Origin of the sequence: Mariprofundus aestuarium, assembly GCF_002795805.1 — a bacterium.
Classification (GTDB): Bacteria; Pseudomonadota; Zetaproteobacteria; order Mariprofundales; family Mariprofundaceae; genus Mariprofundus; species Mariprofundus aestuarium.
The window spans coordinates 404,602-419,263 of the sequence record NZ_CP018799.1; the positions used below are offsets into that span (position 1 = coordinate 404,602).

At 53.7% G+C, this 14,662-nt stretch carries 14 protein-coding genes, 2 tRNA genes and 2 other RNA genes; 13 read left to right on the plus strand and 5 right to left on the minus strand.

All coding sequences use genetic code 11. The features are described 5' to 3' along the window. Positions 1-26 precede the first annotated feature (26 nt). From Ga0123461_RS02085 to Ga0123461_RS02110, 6 genes are all read left to right on the plus strand, one after another. The gene (locus Ga0123461_RS02085) at positions 27-911 is read left to right on the plus strand and encodes a D-alanine--D-alanine ligase (RefSeq protein WP_100278635.1); all 885 of its coding nucleotides are present in this window, start codon (positions 27-29) and stop codon (positions 909-911) included. After that, complete coding sequence (locus Ga0123461_RS02090; RefSeq protein WP_100276821.1) at positions 908-1,657, plus strand: cell division protein FtsQ/DivIB; 750 nt, start codon at positions 908-910, stop codon at positions 1,655-1,657. The genes Ga0123461_RS02085 and Ga0123461_RS02090 overlap by 4 nt, the downstream gene beginning before the upstream one ends. Continuing rightward, entirely contained in the window at positions 1,657-2,889 is a 1,233-nt protein-coding gene (gene ftsA, locus Ga0123461_RS02095; protein ID WP_100276822.1) for a cell division protein FtsA, read from the plus strand. Before Ga0123461_RS02090 ends, ftsA begins: the two co-directional genes overlap by 1 nt. Before the next feature lie 83 nt (positions 2,890-2,972). Next, positions 2,973-4,175, plus strand: a complete 1,203-nt coding sequence (gene ftsZ, locus Ga0123461_RS02100) for a cell division protein FtsZ (RefSeq protein WP_100276823.1) — start codon at positions 2,973-2,975, stop codon at positions 4,173-4,175. A gap of 199 nt (positions 4,176-4,374) precedes the next feature. Further along, the gene (gene lpxC, locus Ga0123461_RS02105) at positions 4,375-5,274 is read left to right on the plus strand and encodes a UDP-3-O-acyl-N-acetylglucosamine deacetylase (RefSeq protein ID WP_100276824.1); all 900 of its coding nucleotides are present in this window, start codon (positions 4,375-4,377) and stop codon (positions 5,272-5,274) included. A 116-nt stretch (positions 5,275-5,390) separates the two neighbouring features. Next, positions 5,391-6,056, plus strand: coding sequence for a hypothetical protein (locus Ga0123461_RS02110; protein WP_100276825.1), 666 nt, complete (start codon positions 5,391-5,393; stop codon positions 6,054-6,056). A 39-nt stretch (positions 6,057-6,095) separates the two neighbouring features. On the opposite strand, the gene ffs is transcribed toward Ga0123461_RS02110, so the two are convergent. The 3 genes from ffs to Ga0123461_RS02125 all read right to left on the minus strand — a co-directional run bounded on the left by ffs (position 6,096) and on the right by Ga0123461_RS02125 (position 7,315). Further along, positions 6,096-6,192, minus strand: an RNA gene (gene ffs, locus Ga0123461_RS02115) — signal recognition particle sRNA small type. Between the two features lie 241 nt (positions 6,193-6,433). Continuing rightward, positions 6,434-6,523 (minus strand) — tRNA-Ser (locus Ga0123461_RS02120). A gap of 117 nt (positions 6,524-6,640) precedes the next feature. Continuing rightward, positions 6,641-7,315 (minus strand): alpha/beta hydrolase, encoded by a 675-nt coding sequence (locus Ga0123461_RS02125; RefSeq protein WP_100276826.1) that lies wholly within the window; start codon positions 7,313-7,315, stop codon positions 6,641-6,643. A gap of 78 nt (positions 7,316-7,393) precedes the next feature. On the opposite strand from Ga0123461_RS02125, the gene mpl reads away from it, so the two are divergent. From mpl to Ga0123461_RS02145, 4 genes are all read left to right on the plus strand, one after another. Then, positions 7,394-8,791, plus strand: a complete 1,398-nt coding sequence (gene mpl, locus Ga0123461_RS02130; RefSeq protein ID WP_100276827.1) for a UDP-N-acetylmuramate:L-alanyl-gamma-D-glutamyl-meso-diaminopimelate ligase — start codon at positions 7,394-7,396, stop codon at positions 8,789-8,791. A gap of 116 nt (positions 8,792-8,907) precedes the next feature. Further along, the gene (locus Ga0123461_RS02135; RefSeq protein ID WP_100276828.1) at positions 8,908-9,855 is read left to right on the plus strand and encodes a class 1 fructose-bisphosphatase; all 948 of its coding nucleotides are present in this window, start codon (positions 8,908-8,910) and stop codon (positions 9,853-9,855) included. Between the two features lie 20 nt (positions 9,856-9,875). After that, the gene (locus Ga0123461_RS02140; RefSeq protein ID WP_100276829.1) at positions 9,876-10,634 is read left to right on the plus strand and encodes a uracil-DNA glycosylase; all 759 of its coding nucleotides are present in this window, start codon (positions 9,876-9,878) and stop codon (positions 10,632-10,634) included. A 447-nt stretch (positions 10,635-11,081) separates the two neighbouring features. Further along, entirely contained in the window at positions 11,082-11,657 is a 576-nt protein-coding gene (locus Ga0123461_RS02145) for a peptidylprolyl isomerase (protein ID WP_100276830.1), read from the plus strand. A gap of 15 nt (positions 11,658-11,672) precedes the next feature. On the opposite strand, the gene Ga0123461_RS02150 is transcribed toward Ga0123461_RS02145, so the two are convergent. After that, a tRNA-Thr gene (locus Ga0123461_RS02150) sits at positions 11,673-11,748 on the minus strand. Between the two features lie 53 nt (positions 11,749-11,801). Beyond that, the gene (locus tag Ga0123461_RS02155; protein ID WP_100276831.1) at positions 11,802-12,524 is read right to left on the minus strand and encodes a 16S rRNA (uracil(1498)-N(3))-methyltransferase; all 723 of its coding nucleotides are present in this window, start codon (positions 12,522-12,524) and stop codon (positions 11,802-11,804) included. Between the two features lie 104 nt (positions 12,525-12,628). Between Ga0123461_RS02155 and Ga0123461_RS02160 the strand changes: the two genes are divergently transcribed. The 3 genes from Ga0123461_RS02160 to ssrA all read left to right on the plus strand — a co-directional run bounded on the left by Ga0123461_RS02160 (position 12,629) and on the right by ssrA (position 14,456). Continuing rightward, positions 12,629-13,201 (plus strand): chorismate--pyruvate lyase family protein, encoded by a 573-nt coding sequence (locus Ga0123461_RS02160; RefSeq protein WP_100276832.1) that lies wholly within the window; start codon positions 12,629-12,631, stop codon positions 13,199-13,201. Positions 13,202-13,203: 2 nt separating this feature from the next. Beyond that, on the plus strand, positions 13,204-14,076 hold the full coding sequence (locus Ga0123461_RS02165; protein ID WP_100278636.1) for a 4-hydroxybenzoate octaprenyltransferase: 873 nt from the start codon (positions 13,204-13,206) through the stop codon (positions 14,074-14,076). A 30-nt stretch (positions 14,077-14,106) separates the two neighbouring features. Next, positions 14,107-14,456, plus strand: a transfer-messenger RNA (tmRNA) gene (gene ssrA / locus Ga0123461_RS02170). Positions 14,457-14,662: the final 206 nt, after the last annotated feature.

Genomic DNA, 14,662 nt, shown 5'->3' on the forward strand with positions numbered 1-14,662 from the left:
CTCGATTCGGTCGCGTCGGCGTGCTGATGGGCGGCACCTCTGCAGAACGCGAAATCTCTCTTCGTTCGGGCAGTGCTGTATTGAAGGCGCTACAGAACTCCGGTGTCGATGCTGTGGCGGTTGAGCTCAATAACGACTGGAGCGGCCAGATTGCTAAAGCCGGCATCCAAAGCGCATTCAATGTTTTGCATGGCACGCTCGGTGAAGATGGCTGCGTACAGGGAATGCTAGAGGTGATGGGGATTCCCTATACCGGTTCGGGCGTAATGGCCTCAGCGCTCTGCATGAACAAAAAGCTCTGCAAACAGATTCTTACCCATGCTGGTTTGAAGGTTCCTTTGGATATCACGATTGCTGCAGATGGCCCGATTCGCTATCCGGTGTTCATAAAACCGGTATCAGAAGGATCCAGTATTGGCCTGCATCATCTCACCTCAAAGGCGGAGTGGCAGGCACTGGCGATCCACAATTCAGAAAACTGGATGGCTGAAATGCCGGTGAAGGGAGTTGAAATTGCCGTGGCAGTACTGGATGGCAAGGCGCTGCCGCCGGTCGAGGTGGTGCCAAAATCGGGCGTCTATGACTTCGCCTCCAAATATACTAGTGGTGCTACCGAATACTTCTGCCCGGCGCGGCTGCCTGCCGAAACATTGCGTTACTGCATGCAACGGGCGGAAGCGGCCGTGGCTGCGCTGCACTGCAGTGGAGCACCGCGCGTGGATATGATCGTGGATAGTGGTGGTGAGCCGCTTGTGCTGGAGATCAATACCTTGCCGGGCATGACCGAGACCAGCCTTTTGCCCAAGTCAGCTGCCACAGCAGGCATCAGTTTTGAGGAGCTCTGCCTCTCAATCCTGGCGACAGCTTCACTGGAGAATGGCGAGATGATGCAATCTGGGGGTGCATTATGAGCAATCAGCGCCGCATCGACCCGGAAGTGGTAAAGGCCAGCCGCATGCGACTGCTGGCAAGGATCGGCAAGGCATTCATGCTGGCAGGCATGATTGGAGGCACGTTGTTCACAGGCTGGTGGCTGAACGGGGTGATGACGGTTGAAAACTGGAAGATAGAGGGCGACACCCAACTGAAGCAGGCAATTGCAGAACAACTCGAAGCGATGGATAAACGGGACTTTATAAGTACGCGCCCCGATCTACTCAGAGAAGAGTGGATGAAGAGGCAGCCGGACTTGGCTTCGGTGCAGATCACGCGCGTATTGCCAGACAGCCTGCATATCCGTGCCGTGGCGCGGGTGCCTGCAGCACTCTGGCAGGATGAGGAAAACGAACTGCAGCTCTTTGATGACAAGGGCAATGCTTATCGCACCCTGCGTCGTGGCGAATCGCCTGATCTGCCACTGTTGCGCGTCTCCAGAGAGCAGCTTAAGCCTGCGCACCAGCTGCTGGAGCTTTTGCGCAGCCAGAATTCGGATGCCATTCCGGCCTTGAGCGAGATCAGGGCGGGAAACCGTTATTGGCAGATCTATTTTTCGAAGGGTGTGACATGGAAGCTGCCATTCGGCGATGAGCGGGAATCCATTGCACAGCTTTCAACTTTAATAAAACAACCGCGTTGGTCTAATCGCAACTGGAAAATCGATGCGCGCCAGCAGGCACGCTGGTTTATCCGACCGGCCAAGTATGGGGGAGTGATCTAATGTTGAAGCACGATCAGCTACTGGTAGGCCTCGATATCGGCACAAGCAAGATTGCCTGTATCGTGGCAGAGGCATCACCGGATGGAAAAGTCGATGTTATCGGTATCGGTACACACCCGTCCCGCGGATTGAAAAAGGGTGTTGTTGTTAATATCGAAAGCACGGTTGAGTCGATCAGGCTGGCAGTAGAAGAGGCAGAGCTGATGGCTGGCGTTGATATTCAGTCAGTTTTTACCGGTATCGCCGGAAGTCACATCCGCGGTTACAACAGCCACGGCGTGGTGGCGACGAAAAATGGCGAGGTGACACAGGAGGATGTGGATCGCGTGGTGGATGCTGCGCGAGCGATGAATATCCCTGCCGATCAGAAGGTTCTGCATATCCTGCCGCAGGAATACATCATCGACTCTCAGGATGGAATCCGCGAACCGATAGGCATGAGTGGCGTGCGACTGGAGGCGAAGGTGCATGTGGTGACCGGTGCGGTCTCATCGGCTCAGAATATCGTTAAATGCTGTAATCGCTGCGATCTGGATGTCTCCGACATGGTTCTGGAGCAGGTGGCCTCAGCTGAGGCGGTGCTGATGCAGGATGAGAAGGATATCGGCGTGGTGCTGGTTGATATCGGCGGCGGAACCACCGATATCGCGATCTTCCTGAATGGGTCAATTCGTCATACGCATGTGATTCCGATCGGTGGTGATCATCTGACCAACGATCTGGTGATCGGGCTGCGTACCTCGGCACGCGAGGCCGATCAGCTTAAACGGAAGTACGGCGCCTGCATGACCACCATCGTGCCGCCGGAAGATCAGATTGAGATACCAAGCGTTGGCGGGCGCGCACCGCGCCCGATGCCAAGGCAGGTGATGGCACAAATTCTCGAACCGCGTGTTGAAGAGCTGTTCGAGATGATCAGAGATGAGCTGCAGCGCTCCGGTTTTCAGGAACTGGTCGCCGCAGGCATGGTGCTGACGGGCGGTTCTTCCTTGCTCGAAGGCATGGTGGAGCTGGCAGAAGATGTGTTCGATATCCCCGTGCGGTTGGGACGGCCGCAGGGAGTCGGGGGGCTGGTGGATGTGGTTTCCAGTCCGATGTACGCCACAGGTGTTGGATTGATCCTGTACGGGCATCGCTATCGTCAGGGTTCACAGAAAGTCAGATCGACTGACAGGAATATGTTCGCACGCGTATGGAGACACATGCGAAGCTGGTTTGGTGATACGGCGTAACAACAGGGAAAAAGAAATAAAAAAAGAGATAAACAAACACAAACGGGAAAATAAAAAAAGGGAACGTGAGGAGGACCAGAAACATGGCAACTTTATTTACATTTGAGGATACAGCGGCCCAATCGGCCAAGATCAAGGTGATTGGCGTCGGTGGTGGCGGCGGCAACGCATTGAATAATATGATCACCCAGAAATTGCGCGGCGTGGAATTCATCGTCGCAAATACCGATGCGCAGGCCATCGAGCGCAACGACGCTGAGGTCAAGCTTCAGCTTGGTGCGGATATCACCCGTGGACTTGGTGCGGGCGCTAACCCGCAGATTGGTCGCGAAGCAGCTTCAGCGGAAAAGGATCGACTGCGTGAGTTCATGCAGGGCACCGATATGGTGTTCATTACTGCAGGCATGGGTGGCGGCACCGGTACCGGTGCGGCACCTGTCATTGCAGAGGTTGCCAAAGAGATGGGTGTGCTGACTGTGGCGGTAGTCACCAAGCCGTTCAACTTTGAGGGCAAGCGCCGTATGCGTCAGGCCGATGCGGGCATCGCAGAACTGCGCAAGTATGTTGATACATTGATCACCATTCCAAACCAGAAGCTGATCGGCGCGGTGGGTAAAAACACCAGTATGCTGGAAGCCTTCCGCAAGGCGGACGATGTGTTGCTGCAGGCAGTGCGTGGTATTGCTGAACTGATCACACACACCGGCTACATGAATGTCGACTTTGCTGATGTGAAAGCCGTGATGAGTGAAACCCGCGGCGTAGCGATGATGGGCTCTGGATCTGCAACTGGCGAAAGCCGTGCCATTGAGGCTGCAGAGCGCGCGATCTCTTCACCACTGCTTGAGGATATCGATATTCACGGTGCACAGGGTATTCTGGTCAATGTAACCGGTAACGAAGATATGACGCTGGCCGAGTACGATGAAGCGGTCTCCATTATCCACAACATGGCCGATGAGGATGCCAATATCATTTGCGGCATGGTTTACGACCAGGATGCAGGTGAAGAGGTTCGTGTTACTGTGGTGGCAACAGGTCTTTCCGGTGATGTCTCTGTTAACCTCTCCTCCTTTGAAGGCAAGCCTGAGGTGGTGGTGCTTCCGCGTATTCCAACAGCCCAGATCGGCGCTGTTCAGGGTGCTCCGGTCGCTGCTGCTAACGTTAGTCCGCAGGCGCCTCAAGTGGGTCAGGGACCGCAGGTGCAGCCAAAACCATTCGGCAATCTCGACTTCAACGATGATGAGTTTGCGGTGCCAACCTTCCTGCGCAGGCAGGCCGACTGATCGCCGGAGAGGGTAGAATATTTGGCTTTTACGGTTTTTATGGCAGGGTTGTGCGTTTGATAATGGGGTCAAAGTTTGCGGATGCTGGATTTGTGGGATAAATCACATTGAATTTCAGCGCTTTACGTAGAGTTGCCCCGATGATGTTCGTACCATTGGCGTCATGCAAATGCTATGCCCTATACGAAAGGAGGCATAAATGATTGTTCAGAGAACACTGGATCATACGATTCGCTGTAGTGGAATCGGCCTGCATTCAGGGCGCAAAATTCAACTGGTTTTGCATCCGGCAGCCGAGAACACCGGCATTACGTTCGTTCGTTCCGATCTCGGTGTTGAGATTCCGGCCAAGGCCGAATTTGTTACTGATACCCGTCTCTGCACAACCATTGGCCATGACGGTGCTCATATTTCTACTATTGAGCATCTGCTTTCCGCCTTTGCAGGCCTGGGCGTGGATAACGCCCGCATTGAAGTCAGTGGTCCAGAAGTCCCCATTATGGATGGATCATCCGCCCCGTTTGTGTTTCTGATTCAATGTGCCGGTATTCGCGAACAGTCCAAGGCAAAGAAGGTCCTTCGTGTTCTTAAGCGTGTAGAAGTTCAGGAGGGTGACAAACGTTGCGCTCTCTACCCTGCAGGTGGATTCAGGATCAGCTATCTGCTCGACTACGATCATCCGCTGCTGCGGAAACGCAAGGTGGCCATTAACTTCGCCCATCAGGCGTATACCCGTGAAATTTCCCGCGCCCGCACCTTTGGCTTCCTGCATGAAGTTGAAGCGCTGCAAAAGGCGGGACTTGCTCTCGGTGGTTCGCTGGAAAATGCCATCGTACTCGATACGCACCGTGTCGTGAACGAGGGTGGTCTGCGTTATGAAGATGAATGTGTTCGTCACAAGATTCTTGATACGCTGGGCGATCTGTTTCTTTCAGGGTATCCGATTGTCGGTGCCTTTGAGGGTGAACTGACAGGTCACGACATGAACCACAAACTTGTTACCACGCTGCTTGCAGATCCTTCGAGCTACCGTATCGAAGAGTTGATGGCAGAAGAGGTAGCAGTCGAAGAGGGTGAAGGCGCAGCACAACACGCTTAACTCTCCCAACGTTCCATTTTATTTTCTCTTTTTGACAGGCCGGGCTTCCCTCCCGGCCTGTTTTTTTGCCCGCCGCACGTAACAGCCAAGCAGGACGTCTGCTATACTCTGAGTGTATGGATCTTCTTACGCGACAGGACCGGTTCTTTGTGGCCAAGATAATGGGCGCCATAATCAGTATGGCCAGCGTCATTGTTCTGCTGGGTTGGATGTCTGAAATTTTTAATATCTACCTGTATGGGGGCATTTTGCCGCAAAGAATAGGCATGAAGTTTACTTCGGCGCTGTCGTTTCTTTTAAGTGGCCTGTTGCTTCTCTCTATTGCCAATGCCTATGAGAAAAATTCAACTTCATCCGGCACTCTCCACCAGGTCGCAAGCATGGTGATTATGTTGATCGTGATTATCATGTTGATCTCCAGCCTGGAGGGTACAAAGGCGGGAATTGAACACTGGTTTGTTGGGGGTGCAGCCTATGCAATCAAAGGAGATATGGCAGGCTCAATATCTTTCGGAACCATGGTCGCCTTTGTCGTTATTTCCCTCGTCGGCATATTCACCATGATCAATCCTCCAAAAGCTTCCCTGCTTCTTCTGGCCGGAATCATAGAGTGCGCTGTTGGTGGACTCTCATTTTCCGGGCACCTGCTGAACATTCCAATTCTCTACTTCGGTATTGAGGGGGCTACTGCTGGTGTTGGACTGCCTGCAGCGGTCTTGATTTTTATGATGGGAATGGGGTTGCTTGTACTCGGGACGACCAAGGGGAATCCGAACGGATAAGTAATCAGACGACATTCGAATATTAAGAAAATGCGCCGCCCGAGCCGGACAGATCCGCAACGCGCCTCGTCCTGCTGCCGCTGCTTCCTTCCGGACCTGACGGGGTTCACAGGGGTCCGCCGTGCGGGGCCCGACCCGGGCGACACCTGGGTTCCACGGGTGTGGAAATCGGTATCGAGACAGGGTCTCGTAAATTCGATTTAGAGAGCATATTCCGAGAGGGATTATGTCTGGCATCCATGCCGGCCACCCTTCGGGCCGCTGCTTTGCAGCGTTCGGATTTGCTATCCTGCAAATCCGTCGAACCCACGAGGGTTCTCAGCACTCTATCTCGAATTTATTTTATTGGATGGCGGAAGCCATCCATTAAAATAAACTGGCGGAGAGAGAGGGATTCGAACCCTCGGTACGCTTACACGTACACACGCTTTCCAGGCGTGCTCCTTCAACCACTCAGACATCTCTCCAGCTTTCCCATGCGATTGTCAGATATGACCCATCACAAGGGCGGCGGATATTAGGGATTTAGGCCGGCATCCGCAAGGTCTTAGGTGAGTAGGTTTCAGCGGTGAGTTTTAAGATTGTCAGTCAGCTGAAAAGGTGCTGGTGATCCACTTGCCGATATGCCTGATCTCTTCAGCGCAAACACTGTGCTGCATTGGGTAGCTGTGCCATTCGACAGGACAGCCTGCATCGACAAGTTTTCTCCGAGTCTTGTCACCGAGCGCATAGGGCACAACTGGATCATTGATGCCATGAGCCATGAATATCGGCGTGTTAAGTGCGGCCGGTTTGAACTGGGCCATCTGATCGGGCAGCAACAGGTAGCCTGAGAGGCTCATAATGCCCGCAAGCGCACTCTCCTGACGCAAACCGATGTGTAGGCTCATGGCCGCTCCCTGCGAGAAGCCAGCAAGAATGATGCGGTTGGCTTTGATGCCACGCATCTGCTCCTTCTCGATCAGTAACTGGATGTCACTGGCTGAGGCCTTAATGCCGCTTTTATCGTGCTCAATGCCGAGATCGGTCTGTTTGATGTCGTACCAGGCGGGCATGATGTACCCGCCATTCAGTGTCACAGGCATGGATGGGGCGTGGGGGAAGATAAAGCGGACTGCGAGGTCGGCTGGCAGTCCAAGCTGCGGCACGATCGGTTCGAAGTCATGACCGTCAGCACCAAGCCCGTGCAGCCAGATGATGGTAGCTGTTGGCTTGGGACCAGTTTCGACCGTGATATGTGGCAAGGTATGCAGAATCATGCGGCAATCATGGACGATTTTAATTTAAATGTCTTTTTGATTTAACTTGTTGGGCTACATCCCTATGATTCAATTCCTATGACAAGCAGACACATTCATATTCTAGGCGTATGCGGCACGGCAATGGCTGCGATTGCAGCGCTGGCCAAATCCGGTGGCTACCGGGTGACGGGCTCCGATGCCGGCGTCTATCCACCAATGTCCGATTATCTGGCCGAACTGGGGGTTGATATTGCGCCGTTTTCTGCGGCAAACCTGGACCCTGTTCCCGACCTCTGTGTGATCGGCAATGCGATGGGGCGAGGTAATGTCGAGGTGGAGTTGATCCTGAATCGTGGACTGGCCTACTGTTCAGGGCCCGAGTTTGTCGGCAACCATATCCTGCCTGGTCGCCATGCTGTGGTCGTGGCAGGGACCCATGGTAAGACGACTACGGCATCTATTATGGCGCATGTGCTGGAAGTGGCGGGAAAACAGCCGGGGTTTCTCATTGGTGGCGTGCCGGAGAACTTTGGTGGTGGGGCAAGACGTGGAGAGGGTGAACCCTTTGTTCTGGAAGGGGATGAGTACGACACAGCCTTTTTCGATAAGCGCAGCAAGTTCCTGCATTACCATGCGCGTACGCTGATTCTGAATAATCTTGAATATGATCATGCTGATATCTTTCCGAACCTTGAGGCAATCAAAATACAGTTCCACCATCTGGTGCGCACAGTGCCTGCCTGTGGCACGATCATCGCTAACGCTGATGAGGAGCATGTCGCGGACGTGCTGGAGCGTGGTTGCTGGACGCCGGTGACTACCTTTGCTCGTTACCCGCACCCCTCAGCCCAGTGGCAGTGGGAGCCGTTAAGTGAGGATGGTGCACTGTTTCGCATCTACCGAAATGGCAAACTATGGCTCGAGTCCGAATGGGAGATGATTGGTGTGCACAATGCGGCCAATGCCTGTGCAGTGGCTGCCGCGGCATCTTCAATGGGTGTTGAGTGTGCCGATATCGCCAGGGCATTTGAGAGCTTTTCCGGAATTCGCCGCCGCATGACGCTGGTCGGTGAAGCAGGGGGGGTGAAGGTGTTCGATGATTTTGCCCATCACCCTACCGCAATTACCAATATGGTTACGGCAGCCAAGGCTGCGATGAGGCGTGGCGGCAGTGGGGGACGGCTATGGGTCATTGTAGAGCCGCGCTCCAACACCATGCGTACCAAGGTGCACCAGGATAGGTTGCCGCTCTGCTTTGATGCGGCTGATTTCGTGGTCTTTGCAGAGCCCTCCGAGCGCAACCTGAAACAGGGAGAGGTGCTCGATGCCACGGCGATCTGCAGGGCGATCGGGAAGCACGCATCCATGATTGCTACTGTGGAGGCTATTGTTTCCCATGTTGGAAAAAAAGCTGAGTCCGGTGACCATCTTCTGGTTCTCTCTAATGGTGGTTTCGAGGGGATTCACGGAAAGCTGCTCAAGACGCTCGCCTGATATCACTGCTGCTTTGGGGTTTTGTAATTGTACCTTTGTTTGGATAGTATGAGCGCGCTTTATATCTATGCAGCCCTGTTTTCAGGGAGGCTTTAAAGCCTAGATCGGGAGGGGATATGCCAACGACAATGAACAATATTGCCAAACAGGGAGCCAATGGCTCTGCGATGATGCCGATTATTCAGGGTGTCGGACGTGCTGCGATTGAAATTGCAGCGGTTCTTCGCGGCGCTGTTTTCCGGGGCGCACTGGGCGGTGCCGGCAGCGAGAATGTACAGGGTGAGCAGCAGCAGGTGCTGGATGTGCTCTCCGATGAGATTTTTCTCGATGAGATGCGCTCCACAGGTTTTGTATGTGCGGTAGGCTCCGAAGAGCAGGAAGAGCTGCTGGTGATTGAAGAGTATAGCCACGCCGATTACCTGGTGCTGGTAGATCCGCTGGATGGTTCATCCAACCTTGATGTCGATGGGCCTGTCGGCACCATCTTCTCGGTTGTGAAGCGTAAAACGTCTAACGCTGAGCGTCCGCACGTATCTGATACGCTGCAGTCCGGTCAGGAGGTGATTGCAGCAGGTTATGTGCTCTACGGCCCATCCCTGATGCTGGTCTGTTCTGTGGGTGATGGCGTAAACGGTTACACCTTTAATCCGAACAATGCGCGCTTCGAACTTAGCCATGGAGATATCCGTATCCCTGAAACCGGTGGTTACTACTCTGTGAATGAGTCCAACAAGGACAAATGGCTGGACGGCATGGGCGCTAAGCTCGATAACATGAAATCCGAAACGGGGCTTGGCATGCGTTATGTTGGCGCCATGGTTGCCGATATGCACCGCACCCTGCTTAAAGGCGGCGTATTCCTCTATCCTGCTGATGACAAGAACACGACCGGTAAGCTGCGTCTTCTCTATGAAGCAATCCCTATGGGGTTTGTGATGGAGCAGGCTGGTGGTAAAGCGATGAGTTGCGGCATAAAGGTTCTCGATATTGAGCCTGAAGCACTGCATCAGCGTGTACCTGTCTATCTTGGTTCAAACACCAACGTCGACGCTTTACTCGGCTGATTTTAAGGGGTTTTCCGGCTTTGCCTGAAAACGAGAAGTTTCTAACAACGTATTTGAGGGAAATCGGTGTGCAGACACCGGTTTCCCTTTTTGCATCCGGGCCGGCGATTTCGGCACCGGAGGTGGCTGTTGAAGAAAAGACGGCTCTACCAGCGACTGAGGTTCACGCGCCTGCTGTAGATTCTTCAGTTATAGAAATATCTTCGGTTGAGGTTTCTACATCCGGAGGCTTATCTTCTTTGGAGGCAAAGGCGGCTACGTGTCGTCTTTGTTCGCTGGCTGAAACGCGTACGCAGGTGGTGTTTGGGACAGGCAATCCGAGTGCTGATATTGTCTTTATTGGTGAGGCGCCAGGGCGTGATGAGGATCTGAAGGGCGAGCCATTTGTCGGTCGTGCGGGTCAGTTGCTTGATCGCATGCTCTCGGCAATCGGGATGGACCGGAATCAGGTCTATATTATGAATACAATCAAATGCAGGCCGCCGAACAATCGCGATCCAAAGATTGATGAGGTGCAGGCCTGTAATCTCTGGTTTGAACAGCAGCTTGCGTTGCTGCAGCCAAAGGTGATTTGCCTGCTGGGGCGTGTGGCTGCGCAGACCGTGCTGGAAACCGATGCGCCTCTGGGTTCATTGCGCGGGCACTGGCACAACTATCAGGGGATGCCGGTCTGGGTGACCTATCATCCTGCTTACCTGTTGCGTTCGCCGACGCAGAAACAGAAGAGCTGGCAGGACCTGCAGCAGCTTGTTTCGCGCTATCGGGAAATAAAAGGCTGAAGCAGCCTTAAAGGTTTGCGGCTCTATATCAGGATGCTGCCAATATAAAAGCCAGTCAGCGTAATCAGTGAAATGGTAATATCGAACTCTAACATGGTAACCCCTCCCAGAGTATTGATGCGGAGAAGTATCTGTCGAATCGAGGATGTGACAGTGTTATGTGTCACACAAGTTGCCGAACCTCTTTAGATGGAAGCGGCAACGAAAAAGCAGGCCAGTGTCAGCGCAGTGTATGCGATGTCGATCTTGATCATTTTCTACTCCTTTATACAGTGGGGCGCGGCACCCTCTGCGGAAAAAGCAGTGTGGATGTGACCTGGATCACAACAGTGAGAGGGGTTTAAGGTTTAGGAGTCTTGCTGGGTGAATCGGAGGCCATGCCTCTGGATTGCCTAGGGCGGCGGTCATGTGCATGCTGTGGCTTATTGTTCGAGGAGTTCTGTCTATATGAAGCTATTTATAAAGAGCCTTATGGTTGCGGCCCTGCTTGCATTTTCAGCAGGCCTTGCAAGTGCCGAGGATATCAAGCGCCATGTCGAAATTCAGACTACAAAGGGCAACATTGAAATCGAGCTATATGCGGACAGAGCACCTGAAACCGTGAAAAACTTTATCAGGTATGTGCTGGCATCTGCATATGACGGCACCATTTTTCACAGGGTGATTCCCGGTTTTATGATTCAGGGTGGAGGCTTCGAAGCCAGCTTCAGGGAGAGGCCTACTGCCGCTCCCATCAGGAACGAAGCTGAGAATAGCCTGAAAAACCTTCGCGGCACCCTGGCCATGGCGCGCACTGGCGACCCACATTCGGCCACTTCGCAGTTTTTTATCAACCTGAAAGATAACGGTTTTCTTGATTTTCGTTCCCGCAACTCTGGTGGTTGGGGGTATGCCGTGTTCGGCAAGGTGACTGCAGGTATGGATGTGGTTGATGCGATTGCTATGGTGCAGACCACTTCAGTTAGGCAATACGATAATGTTCCTGTCGTGCCTGTGATCATTAAAAGCGTTATCGTTCGATAGCGGTTTCCGGAAAGCTGGAGCCGATGAGCGGATTCGAACCGCTGGCCTGCTCATTACGAATGAGCTGCTCTACCAACTGAGCTACATCGGCCTGTAGTGGCGCCTCATATTTTAACCGGCTGTGCCAAAATTAGAATGTATTAATTAACTGTCGATCAGCGATTGAATGGCGGCAAGGAGTGCCGGAGCAGCGGTTTCGGTGCGCATAATGCGTGGGCCGAAAGTAAGATTCTTAAATCCCTGGGCTGTGAGTGTTTCGATGTCTTGATGGCTCCATCCACCTTCAGGGCCAACGGTCAGGGTGATATCACTGGCAGAAAGGAGTCTCAACTTTTCACCGGCCCAGCTGGTGGCGGCCTCCGGATGAAGGGTGTAGCAGAGCCCCTCTGCATGGATATTGGTGAGTCTGTCTTGCCATGAAAGCGTGGGCAGGGCTGTCCGTTCACTCTGTTCGGCCGCTTCAATGATGATTTTCTGCCAGCGCTCCATGCGTTTGTTTAATCGTGCCCCGTCCAGTTTCAGTGATGAGCGTTCGCTGCGTACGATATGGAAGCTTGCAGCCCCCAGTTCGGTACCCTTCTGTAGGATGGAGTCGATTTTTTCACTGCGGCAAGCCGCTTGCACAATATGCACCCGGCACGCCATTTCACGGTTAATATCAGAAAATGACTCCACATGGATGCTGGAGCTCTGCTTGGTGAGAGTGTCGATGCAGCCGTAGTATTCGCCGCCTGAACCATTAAACAGGATTACCGGATCGCCCAGTGCATGGCGCATGACGCTGCGCAGGTAATACCCTTGATCTGCAGGCAGTTCAATGCTGTGGCCGGGGCATAAGTCGTGTTCGATATAGAGGCGACATGTCATGGGTGGAATTCGGCCTGATTTATCCGGTAAGCGCAAGTCATGTGCTTGGAGTTGTTTTGTGTGATTCATCTTGACCCGGTGGCTGCTTGCCACAGGATGCGGACATGTTCTTCGGTCCCCTTGAAACACAAAACTGGCAGTCAGTGCGCTACTGGAAGGCGGATGAATCAGGTCTCGGCCGCGATGCGGCCGCAGTGCTGACCACAGCTGGTTCCCTGACCCGTTTCCTTGAGCGCCATTTTGGCATTAAGCTGGAGGTGCGCCTACACGATCAGTTTGTTGATATAGCTCACCCTGAAGAGGCGGCTTTGCTCCGTTGTGATGACGGTGCCGCATCACTGCGGCGTCAGGTTTCGCTGATGCATCGGGGTTCAGTGTTGTTCGATGCTGAGTCTGTACTGCCGCTTGCAGATCTTCCCGCCGATCTGATGAATGATCTTGAGGAGGGTAAGCGCCCGCTGGGTAACCTGCTTCTGGATCGCGGACTGTCGCTCTCCCGTTCAGATCTCAGTGTTACGCAGATTTCGAGTGGTGCTGCTATTAACGGCTGCTGGGCGCGCCGTTCAGTGCTGCGTTCCCCATCGGGAACCCGCGCGCTGGTGGTCGAGGTCTTTCATTCTGAGATGTGGAAGCGACTGGAGTCCTCTGCTCGCCGTTACAACGTCCGCGAGAGTTGATTGTGCAATTCACGCCTGTTGGTTCGGTTTCTGACTGGTACAGGCTGCTGCGTATTGATCGACCGGTCGGTTACTGGCTGCTGCTCTGGCCAACCATGTGGGGTCTGTTTGCTGCAGCCAATGGTCTGCCATCCCTGAAAAATATGACTGTTTTCGTTGCCGGTGTGTTCCTTATGCGCTCGGCTGGTTGTGTCATTAACGATTTTGCGGACCGCGATTTTGATCCACATGTTGAGCGCACCAAGTTGCGGCCGATTGCCGCTGGGAAGGTTGCGCCCGGAGCTGCATTTGTCGGATTTGTATTGATGATGCTGGGGGCGTTGTTGCTGGTAGTAATGACATCACCCTATGTGATTGCGCTTGCCGTGGTGGGTGCTGTGCTGGCGGGGCTCTACCCGTTTTTGAAGCGTTACACCCATTTTCCACAGGCGTGGCTTGGCATGGCTTTCGGTTGGGGGGCGGTGATGGCGTGGGCTGCTGAAACAGGTTCGGTGTTCGATTCACCGGTGCCATGGTTACTTTTTTGTGCCAATGTCTGCTGGTCGCTCTCTTATGACACAGCTTACGCATTCGGGGACCGGGCCGATGACCTGAAGGTTGGCGTAAAATCAACGGCAATCTGGTTTGGCGATCGAGCCGTGGTGGCCGTGGTTGCACTGGGGCTGGCAACGATGCTGTTGCTGGTTGTAGCGGCATCAATGGTTGGAGGTTTCTGGGTGGCGGCAGGCTGGGGCGCGGCCATGGCGCTGCAGGTTATGCTTTGTGCGCGATTGATGCGCGAGGGCGAGGCCTGGGGGTTTTCCTTTTTCCTTAAGTCTCACTGGGTCGGCGCACTGTTTACGCTTGGCCTGATGCAACAAGGGTTGTTCGGCTGACGTTGTCGGCATAAGATTGGCCATTCGCACGGGGGCGACTTGGTATCGACGGAGATACTGAACCTTGTGGGGCATGTCGGGATGGCACTCTCGTTAAAAAGGCTACTTGCAATAATTGCAAACGACGACGTAGAACTAGCTTACGCTGCGTAAGTTACCCCGCTCTTGAGGTGTCCATCCATTGGGAATCCGGGGTCATTTAGATGGAATCGCCACTGCAGAACGGAGACTCGTGGTCTGTAGGGTTAAATAGCTACGAATCGACCCTTTGGGCATTTTGTCCGTTTGGTTCTCAAGGGGTGCTGTTCGAACGGACTAAACATGTAGAACCACAGGCTGATGGTTTTCGGACGCGGGTTCGAGTCCCGCCGCCTCCACCATTAAATAAAAAGGGCGCCCAAAAGGGCGCCCTTTTTATTTAATGTGAGCGCATCAGATGAGTGCTCTTGGTTCGACAGCCTGCTACGACAGGCAGGTTGGACGCGTAAAACGCGCCCGAAGGGTGAGGGACAGGATGCCCCGGATCACAAAAAGGCAGGATGGCTAATTGAAGCGGCCTCAGGCCGATCCGAAAGGTGAGGGCCAT